Below are 20,628 nucleotides of genomic sequence, written 5' to 3' on the forward strand. Positions count from 1 at the left end.
GAGTCGGCTCTGGAACTTGTTCGGGGGATCTGGAGTACAGGGGCTAATTGGCACGGCTCATGGAACGGCTGTGCCCCATGGGGTGGGGATGCACACGGGCATGGTCATGCATTCCCAGCGGGAAGAACTTCAGGAACTCGCCCATGCTCAGTGCGGTGTCGCGGCGCGCGGACAACTCATTGCGATCGGAGTGTCCCAGAGCACGATCTTCCGAAGATGCCAACAAGGCGGTCGGTGGCAGCAGCCATTACCGAAGGTCGTCGCTCTGCACTCGGGGCCACTCTCCGCCGAACAGAGGTGCTGGGCGGCGTTGTGCTACGCCGCGGCCCATCCCTTGGCTCAGGGCATGCCTCTCGCTGCGAAGGCTCTGATCAGTGGAGAGACTGCTCTCGCCTTGCAGCGATGGCGTTCTTTAGCGGGGGCGGTCTCCGTCGCTGAGTTCGGTAGCTCGGGGAAGATCGACGTTCTCGTTCCGCATGACTGCTCCGTTCGCTCGTGCCAGTGGGTGCGCATCGTCCGGACCCGACGCTTCCCCACGCCTGTCGTCGGCGTCGAGGGAATCCCCATGACGCCGGTCGTACGGGCTGGTACCGAGGCGGTGCGGGTCGCAGTGAACAATGCACACGTGCGACATCTCCTGCACCGGCTTGTGGGCGATCTCGGAGTCGACCCGGACGTCTTGCGGTCGGAACTGAAGGCCGAAAGGCTGGCTCGACGTTCAGATGTCGCAGTGGTCATGCGCCATATCCAGGCCGGCACCCGGTCGTCGGCGCAGGCCGAGGCGCGATCCCTCATCCTGGATGCCGGGCTCCCGGAACCTCTGTGGAACTCGGTTCTCAGCTCGGCGTCGGATTTTCTGGGGATCCCGGATGCCTATTGGCCCGACCACGGGGTCGTTCTGGAGATTGACTCCGCGTCTCCTCAACGTCGTGTTCCCGAAGAGATCGGACTTCGTGTGGTGTGTGCGTCGCCCGATCAACTCCGTTACCGGCCGCGCATCGTACTGAGGGTCCTTCGCGCGGCTCTTGCCGCCGGTCCGCACGGTTCGGTAAGTCGGGTCGCCACCGACAGGGAATGACGCTGAATGACAACCCTGATTGGGCGTGCCTGCTTCCGCCGACGGGAAGCAGGCACCACCCGAACACCGTCACGTCCTCCCGTAGTTGACCGTATGTGTCGAACTGGCAACCGTTCGTTACGTAGCGGGGTGGAGTGTCAAGGGCGGGGGACTCATGGTCATGTCCGGGGTTGTCGGGGAACTGCCTGAATCATTCCTCGATGAGGTGGTCGGTGTCTTCGGCCGGAACGTTGCGGCAAAACTCAACGGGCCGGGTGGGCGTGAAGAGGCGTTGACGTATCCCGTGGAAGAACTGCTGAAGATGGTCGCTGCCCGATTTGGTGGATCTCTGACCGCATACGGTCAGACGTATATCAAGAAGGTGAAATCGCGTCCGGACTTCGCGATCGATTTGGACGGGCGAACAGTGGGGTATGTCGAACTGAAGGCGCCAGGAAAGGGAGTTGACCCGTCCGCATGGTCTGAGTCGTCACACGATCGAAAGCAGTGGGAGAAGATAAAGGCTTTCCCTAATCTCCTCTACACGGACGGCCGTAAATGGGGGCTTTATCAGGACGGGGTCCTTCGGGGGGGTGTCGCAGAACTGGCAGGCGATCTGGCCACAGCTGGCGACCGTCTTCGTCCCGCCGATTCGAGGCTCGGTGAGGTACTTGCCCTCTTTCTCGCCTGGGTTCCGCAGCGGCCTGAGAACCTAGCCGTCCTGGTTCGCCGGGTTGCCGGACTGTGCCGACTGTTGCGGGAGGAAGTGGTTGATCGGCTGGAGCGTGAGAAACGGGGTGAAGTCGGTATCGCTTTCACGGTTCTCGCCGAGGACTGGAAACATCTTCTATTCCCTGACGCGTCAGATTCAGTTTTCGCCGATCAGTACGCTCAGACCATCAGCTTCGCTCTTTTGCTGGCCCGCAGTGAGGGCGTTGTCTTCGACGGTGAACGGGTCGACAGTATCGCGCGAAAGCTGGGCAAGGAACACTCCCTCATGGGGAAGGCTCTGTCGATCCTCACCGACGAGCCGCTGCAAGACCTGCGCGGAGTTGTGGATGTCCTCGTACAGGTTGTCGGAGCCGTTGACTGGAATCAGTTGGACGACGGCAGTGGCGACAACTACCTGCTGTTCTACGAGCGTTTTTTGGAAGCGTACGACCCGCAGCTACGACAGGACACCGGCTCCTACTACACGCCCAATGAGGTCGTGCGGTTCATGGTCCGGTTCACGGATCAGATACTGCGACGTCGCCTCGGCTGCCGGAAAGGGTTTTCCAGTCCCGAAGTCACGGTGGTCGATCCGGCGATGGGAACGGGCACCTTTCTGCTCAACGTCATCGACCACGTTGCCCGGCTGGCCGAGCGACAAGATGGTCCCGGTGCACGCCAGGACGGCGTACGTGAGGTGGTACCGCGTCTTGTCGGCTTCGAGCAGCAGGCAGGGCCTTATGCGGTGGCCGAACTGCGTATGCATCGCACGCTGCACGGGACATACGAGACCGAGGTCGGTGATGACGCACTCGCCATGTACGTCGCGGACACGCTTGATGACCCCACCGTCGAGCATCATCTCGGTTTCCACTACGAGGCCATCGCGCAATCCCGGCGACGTGCCAACCAGGTCAAGCTCAACCGAGAAGTCATGGTGGTCATCGGTAACCCGCCATACAAGAAAGGTGCCAAGAGGCTTGGCCTCGGTCGATGGGTTGCGGAGGGAAACGCGAACGAGGGCACAGGCATCCTGAGGGACTTCCGGGACCCTGACTCGGGGCGTGTGGGATATGCGCTGGACAACCTCTATGTCTACTTCTGGCGTTGGGCTACGTGGAAAGTTTTCGACCTGCACCCTTCAGCTCCGCAGGGAATCGTTGCTTTCATTACCAACGCGGGATACCTGGACAGCCAAGGCTGCGCCGGAATGCGGCGCTACCTCAGGGCAACAACCGATGAGGGGTGGATCATTGGCCTCTCGCCGGAGGGTGCTTACTCTGATCCGCGTACACGGGTGTTCCAAGGAGTGAAGCGAGAAATCTGCATCGGCGTCTTTGTGCGCCATGGAAACGGAGACCCAAGTCGGCCCGCACGTGTGCACCGGCTCGACGTGCCGCCGGGAACAAGGGAAGAGAAGTTCGTCTGGCTGGATGGTCTGGACATCGGCGAGTTGGCTGAGGGTATGTCCGCAGGGAATGAGTGGCCGACCTGCTCGAGCGGCTGGACCGATCCGTTTCGTGTGGCAGCCAGTGATCAATGGCTGGCAATGCCCGATCTGAACGTCCTGTTCCCTTGGTCGACCACGGGAAATACGAACAACCGAAGTTGGCCCATCGCCCCGACACGCGAAGTCCTTCACAAGCGATGGAAGCGGCTTCTCATGGCACCGCAGAGCCGGCAGGCGAAGCTTCTTAAGGCCACAGAGGACAGGAAGCCGACCAAGCAGGAGCCTCCCCTTCCTGGTGGAGGATGGCGTCCGCCTCTGACGGATGAGGGAAGGGATTATCAAGCACCGCTCACGCCGTACGGCCGCATGACCTTCGACCGGCAGTGGCAGATTGCTGATCGCCGCGTCATCGACCGTCCCCGCCCTCCATTGTGGTACGTCCTCGGTCGACGCCAGATCTTCACCACCGAGCTGCACACGGAGGCGGGTAAACCTGGACCTGCGCTCGGGTTCACCTGTCTCCTGCCTGATGTCCACCACTTCAAGGGAAGCGAGGGAGGCCGTGTATTGCCGCTCTATCGCGACCCTCAGGGAAACGCGCCCAATGCCACCCCCGGGTTGCTGAGCTACCTGTCGGCTGCCATGGGCATGGAAGTGAGTGCGGAAGACCTGCTCGCCTACCTTGCCGGGGTTGCCGGGCAACCCGGGTACACGCGTCGTTTCACCGCCGAACTCGAATCCCGTGGTGTGCGCATACCGATCACAAAGGAACCAGACCTGTGGCGGGCTGTTGTGGAGGTCGGCCGTCGGGTTCTCTGGCTGCATACATACGGAGAACGCTGCGTGGACGAGGCTGCGGGAAGGGATCCCGGAGCGCCGCGGATGCCTGAGGAACAGCGGCCCAAGTGCCATGTCCCCATCGCCGTCCGGTCCGCAGACATGCCGGAGGCCATCCTCTTTGACGAGGTGAATCACCAGATCCACGTCGGCGGTGGAGTGATCGGCCCCGTTTCGCCTGAGGTGTGGAACTACCGTATCGGCGGGACTCAGGTCGTCGTCAGGTGGTTCAGTTTCCGTAAACGGGTGCCCGATGTGGAGTGGCAGACGCCGCTCAATGACATCGTCCAAGAAACCTGGCCGACTGACTATACCCGGCAGCTCCTGGATCTACTCAACGTTCTGGGGCTCCTCGTCGCGCTGGAACCGGATCAAGAACGTCTGCTCGCCGTAGTGGCCGATGGTGATCTCATTACCATGACGGACTTACAGGCTGCACAAGTGGTACCAGTCCCGCCGTCGGCCACGAAACCACCGCAGGTGCCCAAGCCATCACGGCCAATCCCGCGAGGAAGCGGCAGCCAGGAAACCCTCGACTTGGAAGCGTGAAATTCACCCCGTCGAAGCTCGCGAGCACGTGTGCAAGCGACGAAAAGAAGGCAGCGCTCTGTCAGCATGTCCGCGCGATGCTGCAACGGGTCAACGTCAGGAGACGTGACGGCGGGCGGGAAAGGAAGGCGCCGGCTGTCACGCCGACCACTGCGACGCACCAGAACTCCCGGCTCGCTCAGGGGCGACCCGAGGGATCCATCCCCTGCAGCATGCTGCCGCCTACCAACCTGCCTGCTGCTCCGCGCGCTCCTCGGGCTGGACGGCCCGTAGTGCGTCTCTGCGCTGCCGGGCGATGCCTGCTCCGAGCCGGGACGCGCGCACGCCGCTGTACGGCGAACTCCAGGTCAGGCTGACGTCGGTACCCGAGTCCGCTAGTACGTCCGTCAGCTCGGCGAGGCGATTGAAGATCCGGCCGCCCAGCGGCAGGGCTATGGCGATCACCGAGTCGACGGCCCCGGACCGGTCTCCGCCCGGTCGGTGATATCGAGGACGGTTCCCACCGCCCGGTCCAGGAGGGACTCCGTCGAGGTCACCTCCGGCAGGAACAGCTCGTCCTCGCCGACCGGCGACTCTTCCAGGATCATGCCATATGAAGACGGGAAGGTGGCGGCGGCGTAAAGCCATGTCGCCTTGTGGACGGCCTTCGGAATGGGGCCGTAGTCGTGTGTGGGGCGGCTCTCGTCGAGAGCGTGGGCGATGGTCGACACGGTGTCCTGGAAGGAGACCAGCCAGCGTTCGAGAGTGGACGAATCCACACTGTGCCCTATGAGGCAGGTTGATCACGTTGAGTACAGAATCAACCCTGGGTGGGGTACTTGGCCCTGAGTCAAGCGTTCCACTCAGCACACCGCTGAAGCCTGATCGGGTGGCTGAAACGATCCCCGTAGACTGAAAACTGAGTCAATCAATCCGCCATGAAGTATGCAGGGTTCGCCGTGTCTGGCGGCACGGTAGTGGGTCGGCTTCAGGAAGGGCAGCATGACGCAGCGTGATGAGCGGGTTCTGGTGACGCTCGCCGAGATCGCTCGGTTCGCCGGCGTAGGGCGCGCGGCGGTCAGCAATTGGCGGCGACGGTTCGAAGATTTTCCCGTCCCCGTCGGGGGAAGCGACGCCAGCCCGCAGTTCGCACTCGACACAGTCGAGGAGTGGCTGCTGGCCCATGGCAAGCTGCGCGCCTCCACCGGGGCTCTCGATCGGCTGTGGCCCCACATTGAGGCACTCGGTGACCGCGACCGCATGGGACTGGTCATCGCCGAGGCGGGTCTGCGGCTCGCCTCCCCCGCGGTATCGCCTCCCTGGCCGAATGGCGTGCCTCAACTGTCCCCCGGCGAACTCCGCTTGGTGGATGAAGTCATGCGGGCAGGACTGACCGTCAGCGGTGCTGAAGCCTTCCGTGTTCTGTTGGAGCGCTGGCTGAGCACCCATGTCCGGCAGATCACCACGACACCTGTCTCGCTCGCCGACCTCATGACGGCACTCGCCGATGAGGCCCGCGAGCGACGTCCAGTGCGGCGTGTGGCGGATCCGGCCTGTGGCACCGGCACCCTGCTGCTGGCAGCCGTTCGGCACTGGTCGGCGCGGGAGCCGCTGAGGCTGACGGGGCTTGACGTCGATCCCGTCCTTGGGCGGCTCGCGGCAGCCCGACTGGCCCTGGCCGCGGGTCACGAGCAGGTTGAGATCACGATTGCTGACACCTTGCGTGACGATCCCGACCCTGGTGCTCGCGCGGACATCATCCTGTGCAATCCGCCCGCCAATGAACGGGACTGGGGCCATGCCGAGCTGGCCACGGACCGCCGCTGGCTCTTCGGTCAGCCGCCCCGCACCGAGTCGGAACTCGCCTGGGTGCAGCATGTTGTGTCCGCTCTGGCTGAGGACGGGGTAGCGGTTGTCCTCCTGCCGCCCGCCGTGGCCTCCCGTCGGGCAGGCCGTCGGATTCGTGCCGGGCTGCTGCGCGCCGGATCGCTGCAAGCAGTGGTCGCGCTGCCGCCTGGTGCCGCACCGCCCTATGGGGTGGGGCTACACCTCTGGGTTCTTCGCGGGGAGGACGTGAGCCCGGGTGAAGGGCGCGTTCTGCTGGTCGACGCTGCGGACTGCCGTCACACACCGACCGAGGGCGGCACGCAAGTCGTCGACTGGGACGGGCTGCAGGAGCGGGTCTTTGCCGCCCTGCGGGGCGATGGCCCGCCCGGTGTCGTGACGGTGCCGGTGGTGGACCTCTTGGGGGAGGAGACGGACCTCACCCCTGCCCGCCACGTGCCACCCGCTGTTGCCGCGTCTGCCGTCGAACTGAGCAGGTCCTGGGCCCGTTTCGACCATGCGCTGGTTGCTGTGCGCGACGCCGGGCAGGCCTTGCGGCCCCTGGCTTCGGCGCACTCGCCTCAGGCGCGCGTAGCCGTAAGTGTGGGGGAGCTGGAGGCCGCCGACGCCGTCGCGCTGACGCAGGGCGGAGCTTTGTCTGAACGAGCGCTACATCGTGGTCCCCGCCCCGACCACGGGGTTCCGGTGCTCATGACCGCGCACTTGGGGGAGAGGCCGGGCGAACAATGGTGGATGGCCGCGGACGACGTTGAACGCGCGGAGCGGGAGAGGGAGTTGACCGTCACCAGCTTCGGGGACATCGTGGTCGTCACCACATTCGCCGAGTTCGATGCCTGGGTCGAGAGTTCGGCACCGACTGTGCTCGGTCCGCATCTGCAACGGTTGCGCGTGGATCCGGAGCGGCTCGACCCATGGTTCCTCGCGGCCTGCTTGCGAGTGCGCTTCAACGCGCGTCAGGCTGGTACGCACGCATCGGTCAGTTCACGGGTGGACGTACGACGCCTGAGGGCACTGCGGCTGCCGATCGACGAGCAGAGACGGTACGGAGCGATTCACCGGCAGTTGGTCGAGTTTGAGCGGGCCGCCGTGGAACTGTCCTCGGTGTCGGGGGCGTTGAGCGGGACACTGTCCGAGCTGCTGGCGGTGGGGCAGTTCGGCGCGGAGTGAGGGCAAGGTTCCGCCAGGGTGGGAGGTACCGGGGCTCCTGCCCGATGCCGCCGCGCGGACGCGTCGGCGTCCGTGGCCGTTTGCTGGGGCTCGGGTCAGCTCGGCGGCAGCCCGTCCAACAGTGCCTCCACGGCCGCGCGGTGACCCCACTCGGCGAATTCCTCGCCGGACTCCCGGGCCCGCCGTACTACTCGCTGCGGCGCCGAGGGCAGCAGAACGTGCAGGGGCTGGACGGCGGCTTCCCAGAGCGGGAAGGCACGGTCCGTGCTGTCCTCCTCCGGGACCATGCACTCCGCTACCCCGATCCGGGCCTCAAGCAACCGATCGTGCTCCGCCGTCCCGGCTTCGGCGCCGTCGAGATCGCGCGTCAGCGTCCGGTACCGTCCGCTCGCGCCTGGCCAGTCACCGGTGTGCCGAAGCCGGTCCGCGCACAGCAGGCGGGCTCGTACGACATCCGGATCGCAGGCTCCCCAGGGGCCACGGACCTCGTTGAGTATCGCGTCGAGTCGCTCCGCCTGCGGCCCCGCGTCACCGCGCACCAATTCCCGCTCCGCCTCGTCCAGTAGCGCCCGGAAGGCGGAGCGGTTCGGAATGCCGACGGCTCGACGGCGTACCACGGGCCGACGGCTGCGCTCCCGGCCGGCCGCCGGGGCGGGTGTAGCCGTGGAAGCGTCAGTGCACGTGCGGAAGGGCAACGTGGGGTCGGGGGCGAGCGCGGGGTCCGGTGCGGAGTCGCCGGGTCTGGGGACCAGGGGGGCGAGCGCCGCCGCGGCTCCGCCTGCCGAGGGACGAGACCTGGGGTCCTTGGCCAGCATGCGGGCCACCAGGTCGGCAAGGCCAGGAGGAAGTCCCGGGATACGGTCGTCGAGCCGGGGCGCCGGAGTGTCACAGTGGTGCTGCTCGATGATGTGTTCGGAGGCTCCGTTGAAGACCCTGTCACCCGCGACGAGGCGGAAGACCGTGCAGCCGACGCCGTAGATGTCGGCGGCCGGGGTGGGGTTGCGTTCTCCGAGGATGATCTCGGGGGCCTTGTAACCGAGGCTGCCTGGGGTGCGGCCCTCGGTATGCCGGGTGGCGTCGGGGTCGTCCGGTAGCGCGATGCCGAAGTCGACGAGAAATACGTCGCCGGAATCGGCGAGTATGACGTTATGCGGCTTTATATCGCGATGGACCACCCCTGCTGCGTGCACCCGCTCCAGAATCCGCAGCAACTGGACGACGATCGACGCGGTGGCTCCGAGAGTGGGCCGGTGCGATTCCAGAAAGTCGCGGAGGTTCTTGCCGTCGATGAACTCTGTTACGAGATAGGGCCGTCCGCCGAGGAAGTCGTAAGCGACGAGGTGTGGGATGCCGTGCCCGCCCAGTTGCTCGTGCATCTGCCGTTCGCGCTCGAAACGTTTGAGTTCGTTGGGGGTTAGCCGGCCGTAGTGATCCCCACGGCCGGGCGCGGAGTCGCGCGGCGGGCGGACCAGGAACTTCACGGCGACGATCTGGCCGGTTTTGAGATCCTCGGCCCGGTACACGGTTCCCATGCCGCCGCTCTTGGGTGCATGAGTGATCTTGAATCTTTCGGCGAACACCTGCCCACGCTCCATACCTCTGACCCTCCCGTGCCTCTCCGTAGTCGATTGCACACACTGTAGTGGAAACATGTCAGGCAACTTTATGTCGCTTGACTGTGTTCACACTCTACCGTCATGCTGGAGTAGTCCCGCTCAGCCGAGCCGTAAGGAGACGTCACTCGTGAGTACGTTTCAGAAGCCGCCCCAGGTGGATGGTGACGATCAACTGATCCGGATCGGCCTGCCGTTGCTGCGTCAGGAGCCGGATGCCTGCCCTGCCGGGCGTGCGCTGCGCGCCAGGCCGTTGTTGACGCAGCCGGATCGCAGCCGCCGCAAGCCGGTCGAGGACTTTCCCTTCGCTCCCTGGGGCAACTTCGTCGACTCGGTGGAGCATCACGGCAAGACCCTTGCCGAGGCCGCGGCGAACTCTGGGAACATGCGTCGCTGTTCCGAAGCGCACGTGCGCTGGGCCGCGGAGGCGGCAGGTACGTATCTCGCCGCCCGAGCCCGTGAACAGGGCGTTCGTGTGGCTTCCGGACACCCCGCCACCCGCCCCGTGCGGAAGCAGTGGGTCGGGGTGGATCGGCTGCGCGAACAGGACGGCCGCGGTGCCGATCGGTACGAACGCACCGCATGGGGGCGACAGTACGCCAGCGGGGACGGCTCCCTCCGGGAAATCTGGATTCCGTCCATTGACTCCGTCAAGCGCGACCGGCCGCTGCCGGAGATCGCCGCCGCCGCGTATGTCGCAGCGAGCGGCATCCCAGCTGACATGCCCTACGGCAAAAGGGCCCAACTGCCTGACAGGCACGGTGTGCTGCCGCAGCGGGTCCGGGTCGTCGGCGTCGGACTCGGCGACGGCAGCACTCAGGTGCTGGCCGACTGGGACGCGACGGAGGCAAAGCGTCAATTCGACGAGCACGCGAAGGAGCTGATGTCGAGCGCCGCCGACGGCCGCGAGGTGCGCCCCGGCCAGGACTGCGTCCGCTGCGAAGCCCTCAGTGGCTGCCGGGCCGTTCCACGCGTGCCCGGACTGCTGGGTACGTCGGCCCCACTCCGCCCTCGTAAGCGGCGGAGCGTGTCCGTCTCCGACCTGCGGGCCTACCGGGACTGCCCCGCCCGCTACTACCTCACGCGCGTACTGAAGCTCAGGGACGGCCGCACCGAGAACGCGGCGATCCGCCGGGGACGGGCTGTGGACGCCTGGCTGAATGAGCGTCATGCCGCCAACCCCGGAACGCCCTGCCGGCGTGTGCCGCTCCCCGAGTCCCTGCCTGGTCTGACCGCCGAGGAGCTACCCGCCGCTCTGGCCATGATCCGCCATCATCGGGGTCGCTGCCCCCTCGACGGACTGGCGGTGGACGAGACCGTCGAGCCGCAGCGTCGGCTTGCCGTGTACGACCCGCAGGCTGATGTCGTCGTCATCGCCGACTGCGACCTCGTGTACACCGACCGGGGCAGCACGGTCGTACGCGAGACGAAGACGGCCTCGCACCGCTTTGGAGAGCGGCAGGAACTGGTCCGGACCTATCCACAACTCGCCCTCGCCGTCCTCCTCATGGCATCCGGAGCGTTGAGCGGCGACCCACGCCGTTCCCGGATCGAGCTGGAGGTGCTGCGCGAGGACGGCGCGCGGCTGGAGGAGGTCGACCCTTTCGACGCCGTCACGCTCGATCAGTCCCGTCGCGTCATCACCGAACTCGCCGCCGGGTGGGCGGCCGACGAGACCTACGCCGCAGTCCCCGCCCGCGACTTCGACTGCGCCGACTGCGAGGCTCGCCGCTGGTGCACCTCGGCCCGGACCTCACGCAGCGACGGCGCCCGCCGCACCCCTGGGGAAGCTCCCCGATGACTCTCGACGACCCCGACACCGTCCCGCTTTCCGCAGAAGAATGGGCCGCCCATGACGGAGTACCCCTGCTGCGGACCCTCGCCGGCGCGCTCATCGTCCTTGAGGCCACCACCGGACTCGACTCCTTCACCCTGCCCTATCCACCCGAGGCACAGCGCGCCCTGGACCGGACGGTGCTTGCGTGTCTGCTGAGCGGGGAACTGCCCCCCGCCGGCCTCACCGAACTCGTCGACCGCTGCCGCGCCCTCCCGCTCGCCGAATGGCCGCTCGGCCTGCCCCCGGACGCGATCGGCCCCGAGGACCGGCTACTGGACGAGGAGTCCGGGCGCCCCACCGAGCTGTGCCACGAGTGGGCCTGGCGAACCCCGGACGCGGCGGTGGAGTTCCGGGACCGGCAGATCGTGCGGGCCGCGCTACGCGTGTGCCGGGAGTACAGCGACGAGGAAGCGTACACAGCCTTCCGCGGCCTGCTGGTGCGCCGGCCGGTCCTCACCCTATTCGAGATGCATGAATTGGACGGGGACATGGTGCTCGAACCCGTCCGAGGCCTGATCCGGCAGATCTACCGGCCGGTCTCCGACTCCTACCTCCACGACGGCGCCTACACCTGCTGCGAGCGCTGTCTCACCCTCCTCGTCCCTTCCCGGGACGGCGACTGGTGGTGCGAGCGGGACCGGTGCAGACGGCAGGGCCCGGCCCCGACCGGGCGCTGCATCCTCCGGGAGACGGCCGGTGAGGTCTGCCAACTGGAGCGCCCGCTGCGGCAGTTCGTCACCGGGCCAGGACGCGCTGAGGCCGACCTGGAACGCGACCTGCTGGCGCTCGGCCTCGACGTACGCATGTGGCCCGGCTACGACGCGTACGACCTGCTGGTGGAATTCCCCGACGGCCACCGCTGGGCTGTCGACGTCAAGGACTGGGCGCATCCCGTCTTCCTGGGCCGCTCAGCCCGCCCTGTCCCGCAGGATCCACCGTACGAAGAGGCGTTCTGGTCCGTGCCGGAACACCGCACGCTGGCCCGCCCCGGTTACGTCGCCACCTTCGAACGAGCCCGGCCCGCGCGGGCCCGAGACCTGCCACTGCTCACCGACACCGAACTCGTCGCACGGGCCCGCGCCCGCCTGCGCACCCTGAAAGGACACACAGATCGTGCGTGACAGGGACAGTTGGCACAAGCCGGTGAGTCGCGAACTGGCCCGGGTCTGGAGCGGATTGCCATCGGAGCTGGAAGGCGTGAAGCCCGTCCAGGTGTGTCAGGTCGAACTGGCCCTGCGGCTCATGGAACGCCTCGCCCTGGACGAACCTGCGGAGGGTGCCTACACACTGCTCGGCGGCTACCCCTTCGCCAAGGCGGCCGGTCTGGCCCGTACCCAAGAGCACGACACCATGCTCACCGCGGCCCGCCATCTGCTGTGGACGCTGCGCAGGGGCCGCGCCTGGCAACAGGTGCTCGACGCCTACCGCCGGGTTCCGGAGCGGCTGCGCGCCTACGACGTACCGTCGCCCGGATCCGGCGAGCCACCGCGTCCGCTGCGTCCCACCGTCGCCGCCGGCCGTATCGCGGTGTATGACGATGCCTTGGCGGGCCTGCCCGATTTCGTTCGCCGCCCGCTCTCCCTGGCCCCGGCCGGACGCAGCAACTTCCGCGAGCACCGCCGCGCCACGTCCGTCACCATCCCCGAACAGCTCCTTTTCGAGCGCCCGCCGGGCCACGATCTCGTGGCGGCCCGCCCCGGTGGATCGCAACCACTGACCATCACTCGCGCCGAACTCGCCGATACCGCACAGTGGATGGACGACATGGAGCGGGAGACCGGCGTCGAACGGCCCGGACGCTGGGCCGCCCGTCTGGCCGAGCTCCGGATCGCCCCGCGCGACGCCGACGGCCGCGGTTTCACCGACGGCGACAGGCTCCGCCTCGACGGGTTGCTGCATCTAGTCGGCATGGTCGGCGCGGGCAAGAGCACGCTGATGACGCTCGTCGCGGTCTGGGCGGCCCGAAGGAATCTGAGGACCACGCTCGTCGTGGGCGACGTGGCTGAACAGCTGCGCCTGTGTGAGCTGTTCACTCGCCTCGACCTGTCCGCCATACCCGTGCTCGGGCCGACGGCCCGCCAGACCCATGTGGAGCGCCTGCACCGCAGGCTCGCCTCGCGCGGTCTCCACAACCTCCTCGACCACGACGCGTACGGCTTCGACGAGTTGAGCACCGTGTGCGTGGTGGACGCCCTCCGAGGCACCGAGGCGGTCGAGCCGCTGCGCTACGCCGACGCGCCCTGCACCGCTCTCCACCCCGAGAAGCACAAGGCGGCGGGCTCGGAGCCCGAGCACGCTCTGCCCGGGGTATGGGATCCGGCGGTCCGGGCGGCCCCGGAATCGAAGCCGCGCCCCGAGGACGAACTGAAGGGCACCCCGCACGGTTGCCCGATCTGGGCCGAGTGCCCTCGCCACCGTGCCGCCCGTGACCAGGTCGACGCCCTGATCTGGGTCGCCAATCCGGCCAGCCTCGTCCAGAGCGCCGTACCCGCTCACCTCAACGACGAGCGGCTGCGCCACCTCGAACTCGCCTGCACCCGCAGCGACATCGTCTTCGTCGACGAGGCCGATGCCGTCCAGATGCGGCTCGATGAACTGTTCGCCCCGTCCGCGACGCTCGTGCGGCCCGACGTCGAGTCCTGGCTGGACCAGCTCCACACCCACAAGATCGAGGAGCTGTCGCGGTACGGCCGGCTGCCGCTGACCGACCGCGACGTGGAGCAGTGGAACGCCGCGCTCGCCGTCGTCACCGTCGCCACGGACCGGCTCTACCGGATGCTGATCTCCGACGAGGACCTGCGCGAGTGGGTGGACACCGAGTACTTCAGCCCTTGGGCGCTCCAGGAGAAGCTGCTCGCCGACTGGTTCGGTGAACTTCCAGGGCCGGACGCCTACCGGCCCGCCGACTCCGACGCTCCCGACGGCGTTGCCGACGAGCGAAATCTTTACGAAGGATACGAGGACGACGACGAGGACTCCGAACCGGAATCCCCGGTCCACGAGAACTCGCGTCGTACCGAACTGACTCGCCTCCTCGACGCCTTCCGTGACGACCCGCTGGGCGGACGCGCCCCGTACGGAACACTCACCGACGCCATGGTGGAAACGGTCCACGACCTGCTGCACACCCAGTCCCCGCCCCGCAGCCGGGAGCGAGTGGCCGCACTCCTGCGGGACCTCCTCGACGGCATTCCCGGCCTGCCGGGAGACGGCAACGCCAAGTGGTACGACCTCACCTGTCGCAGGCTGGAGTTCACCCTGCTGCTGTCCGCCCTGCACCAGCGCCTGGACCGTCTGACCTTCCTGTGGCCCCAGGTGGAAGCGGCCCTGCGGCTTGACAGCCAGGGCAAGGAACTCGCCCGCCGCGCCCCTCTGGACTACGCCCCGATCATCCCCGAGGCCCCCATGGGTAACGTCCTCGGCTTCCAGTACCTGCGCGATGAACGGGAGCGCGACGAGGACGGACGGATCAGCGGCACCCTGCGCTTCTTCCGCTGCGCGGGCGTCGGACGCGAGCTGCTGCACGCCTTTGCCGCGCTCGGCTCCGACCCGGCGACCGGTCGCCCCGGCCCGCACGTGGTCCTGATGTCCGGCACCAGCTGGGCCGGTGAATCCACCCGCGCCCATGTTCTGGCCCCCGTGGGCGCAGTACTCAAACCGTCCCAGCGATCCCTGGACGCCGTCGGACGCACCAAGTTCAGCACTCATTTCCTCTACGACGAGGACAACGGCAAACCGATGTTCCTGTCCGGTACGCAGCCCAAGGCCCGTATCGAACAGGCCCGCGCCATGGCCGCCAGGCTGGGCCGCCTCGGACCCGGCGGTTCCTCCAGCCCGCTCGATCTGGAACTCGCCCGGGTCACCGACGACTACCGCAAGCGCGCCATCCTGCTGGTCGGCAGTTACAAAGAGGCGTACGCCGTCGCCGACACGCTGCGCCGCGAGGACCGCTGGCACGACGGTGTCCGCGTCCTCATCCCCGACGCCGCTGACCTCGACCTGGCGCTCGACGGCACCGACATGTCCTACGCCGCGACCCTGCGCCGGGGAGATCTCGCCATGTTCGCGGAGGACCCGACAGCCGAAGTGCTGGTCACGCCGCTCATGGCGGTGGAACGCGGCCACAACATTCTCAACGCCCAGTCCACCGCGGCTTTCGGCACCGCGCTATTCCTCGCCCGGCCGCACCCTCGCCCCGACGACCTCACCTTGGCGATCTACGCCGTCAACGACTGGGTGTGCCGCTTCGTGCGCGACCAGCAGCGCGACGACCACCGCCAGGGCCCGGTCACCTTCAGCGAACTGGTCGCCGAGGCGCACGACCTCGACCAAGCGGGTCGCAACCTGCGTACCGAGGGCCGTCAAGAGTGGCGACGCCTGCTGAAACGCCGCTACATCTACTCGCGACTGGCCCCGTGGGAGAAGCGTGCCTTTGCCTGGGACCAGCTCGTCACCATGTGGCAGGTCATCGGCCGTCTCGTACGCGGTGGTGTGCCTGCCCGGGTGGTCTTCGTCGACGCCGCCTTCGCCCCGAAGCTTGCCCATGCCCTCGCCCCCGCGACGACGAATGCGACCCTGCCCGCCGCCGACGGCCTGCTCAGGACGCTGGGCACCGCCCTGGCCCCCTACCTCTCTCCGAACGCGGATCCGTCCGCCTTCCCCGACCCCGCAGATCCTGTGGTCGCCCGGCTCCTGTACGAGCCGTTCCACAACGCCCTGCGCACCCTCGACCACCACGTACGCCGCTGAAAGCACTCCGTACGCAGCCGACTCCCCAGGAGTGATACGCCATGCCCGCCGCGACCTACCGCAACGTTCAGACTGCTTCCTGGCTCCCGGTGCACCGGGAAGCCTCCATCACCGCCGGCTACCGGGTCCTGCCCTTCCCGGAGCAGTGGCGCGAAGCGATTCTCACCCTCTGCAACGCGGGTCTCGAACCGGACGCCGAGCCCTGGCGCACGGTGCCGACCCGCCGACTGGAGCAAGTACTCCAGGCGTTCGCCCCGGACGTGCTGGTGATGCCCCGCCCGTTCCACGACCGCGGCGACGAGCCGGCCCGCTGGCTGTACGTCGCCGAGGACGTCCCCGACCCGTTGCCGCCGAACGTCCTCACCCCGTTGCTGAACCGCTGGCTCGGCGAACTCCGTCCCGAACGCGAGCACCGCGAACTGCTCAAGAGTGTCCGCGCCCAGCTCGCCGTACACCCGCCCGCATGGGAGCCGGTGCGGCGGGAACTCCTCACGGGCGGCCTCACCAGCGGCGGCACCGCAGCACCCCAGGCGCACCAGTTCACGCTCACCACGGACTGGCTGGCCCGGCGGATCCTCGACCTCGGCCCCTACCCGTACGACGCGGGATCCCTGCACTTCCGGGCGATGCCCCGTGGTCCCAAGGACAAGGGCTCCGAGCTCGTCTCGCAACCGCTGCCGTACGAGCCGGGCAAGCCCGCGGGCACCTGGTGGTTCTCGGTGGTCCTCAACATCACCCTGCACACCGTGCCGTTCGACCCGCTGCCCCGCTTCCATCTGCACTGGTCGATCCGGCGCTGGGCGACGCGCGTCGGCGCCAAGTCCGGCCGCCTGCACCTACCGTACGGCAGCCGTACGACCGTCCTGCTGCGCCCGCGCGTTGCCGTCCTGCCCGGTGTCCCGCTCAGCGAGCGGTTCGCCGTCGCGCAGCTGGAGCGGCGTTTCGACAAGGAGAAGGAAGCCTTCGCGGATGGCTGGGTGGATGGTGGCCCCGCGCGGCTGCTCGCGGACATCGCCTTCGGCGAGCCGTTCCCGGACGCGGACGCGATCCTCACCGACCCCGAGGGCTGGCTGCGACGCGACGCCCGCGCCGGGATCGTGTACCGCACGGCCATGGGCTCCCACGCGGTGAAGGCCGGCCTGATGCCGAACCAGTGCTCCCAGCTCACCGAGTGGGCCCAGCAGGCCATCCCCGAGGAGCTGCGCCCCGCCCCCCGGCTCACGCACACCGCGCTTGCCGGTGCGAAACCCCTCAACGCCCCGCCCAGGAGCGTCAAGAAGGAGGAGAAGGAGCAGGAGGCGGCACGGCGGACGGCCGAGCGCCGGGCCGCCGTGGCCCATGCCGTCGCGGCCCGCGGTGACGTGTCGGACGGCCTTCCGGTCCTTGAGGCCCGGCTGCTGTGGCAGACCGCCGAGATGCGTTCGACGGCGGTTGCGGCACTCGTGCAGCGGCTCGGACTCAAGGGCGACGGCGGTACGCCCACTGAGGACGCCCACCGGGAGGCCACCCCCGCGACCCCGGTCGTGCTGGAGTGGCAGGCCTCCGAGCTCACCGTACGGCTGCGCTGCTACCGGCCCGTCCGGGACGGCGCCGACAGCGCTGACGGGGCTGTCGCGCTCACCGATGGTCTGGTCATCCCGGAGCGAGCCCGGCGCACCAGGGACATCGTCACGGCGGCTGTGCACGCGCGCCGAACCGAGACCGCCGAGTGGCTGCGCCGGGACCGCACCGACGGGACACCGGCTCTGGCGCTCGTGGAGATCGACCGCCCCGAGGACTTCGCGACCCGCGACCACGACCCCAAGTTCGCCCTCCGGCTCGGCTGCGCGGACGCCGGCTTCGTGACCCAGTTCATGGCTGTTCCCAAACAGGTCAAGGGCTACAACGCGGTCGGCAACCAGCACCACCGTGCCTTGATGGCCTGGGACGACGGCCTGCGCCAGCTCGGCGCGCGCGTACACCCCGAACACGGTCTGGAGAAGGGCCTCCCCGAGGGGATGCGCTACGCGGCCGTGTGGATGGTGCGCAAGAACCGTACCACCCGCACCCGTTGGGCAGCCGACGTCCCGGTGGCGGTGCTGGTCACCCCGCATGCCCAGGGCAGTGGCCTGGCCCGGGTACAGGGCTGGGACCCAGACGCGGACGACGGCGCCGGTGCCTGGGTGCCGTACCCGGCGATGCTGTTGAAGCTGACCCGGCTGGCCGAGGTCCGGCCCCTCGTCCCGGCGCCGCGCGAAGCCGAGGACGCGCAGCAGGCCGGAGGGAAGCGGCGTAGCTGGCGCGCGGACCGTGAGGAGCAGCGTCGTGTGGCCGAGGAGTGGCTGCAGAAGGTACGGGCCTCACTGCGCCGGGAGCCGACGCTGCTGTTCGTGGACGCGCAGAACGCGCGCTCGCACTGGACCTGGCTCCAGGACGGTCGTACGGCGCCGGACCGGATCCGCGACGGGCACGCCGAAGCGCGCCACCTGGACGCCGATCTGCGACTGCTGCGGGTGCGGTCGTCGACGAACCGCGAAACCCCCCAGTGGTGGGGTGTCAACCCGAAGGAAGGGCCCAACGGGATGCCCTCCAACTTGTGGCTGCCCGAAGGTGAAGGCTCGGGCCGGATCTTCTACTCCACCACTCCCAAGCCAGTGCAGTTCAAGAGTTCGGCCGTCGAGGCCGACAAGCTGGCCCCGCGCCCGATCCGGATGGGCAAGCGCAAGGGACAGCCGACCATCGACACGGGCGAAGTCGGCTGGATGCCCGCTCTCCTCGAAGTCGCCGTCCTCGGCTGTCACGAGGAGGACGGCGACGCCCCCCAGGCACTGGCCCTCACCGCCCACCTGCTGCGCCAGCCGCCCGACTACCCTGAGGCGCTGGCTCTGCCGCTGCCTCTCCACCTCGCGGGCCTCGGACAGCAGTATGTGCTGCCGACGCGCGGGAAGGAGGAGGCTCCGGCGGATGACGACGTAGCTCCGGCCACGGATCCCGATCCGGCGAAGTACCCTGCCCCCGGCCTGGAGGAGGAACCCGAGGCACGGGAGCGCGGAGCCGAGGACGAACAGCTGCTTCTCTTCGCGGAGTCGTTCCAGGAGTAGCGAGGGAAATCGGTACACAGGTAGGAATTGAAGAAATCGTTAACGCCGTCAACGAATTCATGCGTTGATGGCGTGATCGATCCTGTGTACGGTTGCCTGCATGACGGACACCCCCGCCTCGCCGGCAGGCCCGCTGGTCACCGGCTCCGAGATCGCCCGGCTGGCGGGCGTCACCCGCGCCGCAGTCTCGAACTGGCGGCGACGCTACGACGACTTCCCGACGCCGGCCGGTGGCGGTGCCAACAGTCCGCTGTTCGACCTGACCGAGGTGCAGGTCTGGCTGGACAGGCAGCGCAAGGGGCAGGACGTCTCGCTGGACGTGCAGCTGTGGCAGGAACTGCGCGGAGTCTCCGGTGACGACATGGTGGGCGGGCTCGCCGATGTAGCCCACCTCCTCGCCGAGGGGAAGGCGTCTGCCGAGCTACCGGCGGACGTCGTCCGGCTTGCGACGGATCTGGCCGAGAGCGGCGGGGCGGCCGAGGTGGTGAGCGCCCTCGCAGAGCGCTTCACCGACTCCGTGCGCCGCGCAGGATCGGACCAGGTCACCTCGCCGCGTATCGTCCGTGCCGTACGCCATTTCGTCGGTGAGGTGGAGCCCGAAGCAACTCTCTTCGACCCGGCCTGCGGCATCGGCACCCTGCTGCTCGCCGTCGGTCCGGAGCGTGGGCCCACACGTCGAGGGCAGGAGTCCGACGCTCGCAGTGCTCGGTTCGCGCAATTGCGGGCCGTCCTCACCGGACGTACCGATGTGGTCGTCGCCACCGGGGACTCGCTGCGCGACGACCGATGGGCGGAGCTGAGAGCCGACCTTGTCGTCTGCGATCCGCCGGTCGGTGAACCCGACTGGGGGCGCGAGGACCTGCTGCTCGACTCGCGCTGGGAGTTCGGCATTCCTTCGCGCGCCGAAGGCGAACTCGCCTGGTTGCAGCATGCCTACGCGCACACCGCGCCCGGCGGCCGCGTTCTCTTGGTCATGCCCGCTTCGGTCGCCTACCGCAAGGCGGGCCGCCGCATCCGCGCCGAGCTTGTACGACGGGGCATCCTCACCCAGGTGACAGCTCTTCCGTCTGGCACCGCGGCTTCGCATGCACTTCCGGTTCATTTGTGGCACCTGCGCCGCCCGCGGGCCCTGGGTGATGCCGTCACTGTCGTCCGCATGGTCGATCTGACGGCAGGCGATCCGGACGGCTCCCTGGAACCGGGCCGAGACCAGCTGGCGGATGTTCCTCTGATCGATCTGCTCGACGACACTGTGGACCTCACGCCTGGTCGTCACGTCGAGGAGTCCCATCGCGATTACGTTGTTGAATACCAGGCTTTGTGCCGGGAGTTGAACGAGCAGGTGCGGCTGTTGGCCGAGCTGCTGCCGAGGCTGGCCGCAGGCACCGGTCCCAGTTCCCTCGACGGACCTACCGTCAGTGTCGCCGACCTCGCCCGCGCCGGGCTCGTCGAGTACGGAGATCCGGAACCGGTCTCGGTCAGCGATCAGCTCGACACCGACTATCTTCAGGGCTTCCTGCGCAGCGTGGCCAACACACGACGCTCCACGAGCGCAAGTGGCACCTTTCGCCTCGACGGAAAGGGGGCTCGCATCCCGCAGATGGATATCACCGGGCAACGCCGGTACGGTGCGGTCTTCCGCGCTCTCCAGGAGTTCGAGGAACGATCCCGGAGGGTGGCGGAGCTGAGCCGGGAGGTAGCTAGTCTGGCTAGAGACGGTCTCGGCAACGGGGCGCTCACGCCCGACAGCTGAC

General features: G+C 67.9%; 11 protein-coding genes. 8 read left to right on the top strand and 3 right to left on the bottom strand.

Annotation, left to right across the window (positions count from 1 at the left end; genetic code table 11):
- Nucleotides 1–625 precede the first annotated feature (625 nt).
- Together AB0I18_RS01640 and AB0I18_RS01645 are read left to right on the top strand one after the other, a co-directional pair.
- Complete coding sequence (locus AB0I18_RS01640; RefSeq protein WP_363103311.1) at nucleotides 626–1,078, top strand: hypothetical protein; 453 nt, start codon at nucleotides 626–628, stop codon at nucleotides 1,076–1,078.
- Between the two features lie 160 nt (nucleotides 1,079–1,238).
- Nucleotides 1,239–4,604 carry a type ISP restriction/modification enzyme gene (locus AB0I18_RS01645; protein WP_363103312.1) on the top strand — a complete coding sequence of 1,122 codons (3,366 nt, stop codon included), beginning with the start codon at nucleotides 1,239–1,241 and terminating at the stop codon, nucleotides 4,602–4,604.
- Between the two features lie 222 nt (nucleotides 4,605–4,826).
- Here AB0I18_RS01645 and AB0I18_RS01650 read toward each other — a convergent pair whose 3' ends face one another.
- Together AB0I18_RS01650 and AB0I18_RS01655 are read right to left on the bottom strand one after the other, a co-directional pair.
- Complete coding sequence (locus AB0I18_RS01650; protein ID WP_363103313.1) at nucleotides 4,827–5,048, bottom strand: hypothetical protein; 222 nt, start codon at nucleotides 5,046–5,048, stop codon at nucleotides 4,827–4,829.
- Nucleotides 5,045–5,362, bottom strand: a complete 318-nt coding sequence (locus AB0I18_RS01655; RefSeq protein ID WP_363103314.1) for a hypothetical protein — start codon at nucleotides 5,360–5,362, stop codon at nucleotides 5,045–5,047. Before AB0I18_RS01655 ends, AB0I18_RS01650 begins: the two co-directional genes overlap by 4 nt.
- A 223-nt stretch (nucleotides 5,363–5,585) precedes the next feature.
- Here AB0I18_RS01655 and AB0I18_RS01660 point away from each other — a divergent pair, with 223 nt between their 5' ends.
- Complete coding sequence (locus AB0I18_RS01660; RefSeq protein ID WP_363103315.1) at nucleotides 5,586–7,595, top strand: N-6 DNA methylase; 2,010 nt, start codon at nucleotides 5,586–5,588, stop codon at nucleotides 7,593–7,595.
- Nucleotides 7,596–7,690: 95 nt separating this feature from the next.
- On the opposite strand, the gene AB0I18_RS01665 is transcribed toward AB0I18_RS01660, so the two are convergent.
- Nucleotides 7,691–9,127 carry a serine/threonine-protein kinase gene (locus AB0I18_RS01665; RefSeq protein WP_363103316.1) on the bottom strand — a complete coding sequence of 479 codons (1,437 nt, stop codon included), beginning with the start codon at nucleotides 9,125–9,127 and terminating at the stop codon, nucleotides 7,691–7,693.
- 211 nt (nucleotides 9,128–9,338) lie between these two features.
- Between AB0I18_RS01665 and AB0I18_RS01670 the strand changes: the two genes are divergently transcribed.
- The 5 genes from AB0I18_RS01670 (at nucleotide 9,339) to AB0I18_RS01690 (ending at nucleotide 20,627) form a co-directional block, all read left to right on the top strand.
- Complete coding sequence (locus AB0I18_RS01670) at nucleotides 9,339–11,009, top strand: PD-(D/E)XK nuclease family protein (protein ID WP_363103317.1); 1,671 nt, start codon at nucleotides 9,339–9,341, stop codon at nucleotides 11,007–11,009.
- A complete protein-coding gene (locus AB0I18_RS01675; RefSeq protein WP_363103318.1) occupies nucleotides 11,006–12,166 on the top strand; it encodes a hypothetical protein in 1,161 nt (386 codons plus the stop codon). The genes AB0I18_RS01670 and AB0I18_RS01675 overlap by 4 nt, the downstream gene beginning before the upstream one ends.
- Nucleotides 12,159–15,794, top strand: a complete 3,636-nt coding sequence (locus AB0I18_RS01680; RefSeq protein WP_363103319.1) for a hypothetical protein — start codon at nucleotides 12,159–12,161, stop codon at nucleotides 15,792–15,794. The genes AB0I18_RS01675 and AB0I18_RS01680 overlap by 8 nt, the downstream gene beginning before the upstream one ends.
- A 41-nt stretch (nucleotides 15,795–15,835) precedes the next feature.
- The gene (locus tag AB0I18_RS01685) at nucleotides 15,836–18,874 is read left to right on the top strand and encodes a DUF3962 domain-containing protein (RefSeq protein ID WP_363103320.1); all 3,039 of its coding nucleotides are present in this window, start codon (nucleotides 15,836–15,838) and stop codon (nucleotides 18,872–18,874) included.
- Between the two features lie 100 nt (nucleotides 18,875–18,974).
- Nucleotides 18,975–20,627 carry an N-6 DNA methylase gene (locus AB0I18_RS01690; protein ID WP_363103321.1) on the top strand — a complete coding sequence of 551 codons (1,653 nt, stop codon included), beginning with the start codon at nucleotides 18,975–18,977 and terminating at the stop codon, nucleotides 20,625–20,627.
- Nucleotide 20,628: the final 1 nt, after the last annotated feature.

This window comes from Streptomyces sp. NPDC050704 (assembly GCF_040654355.1).
Classification (GTDB): Bacteria; Actinomycetota; Actinomycetes; order Streptomycetales; family Streptomycetaceae; genus Streptomyces.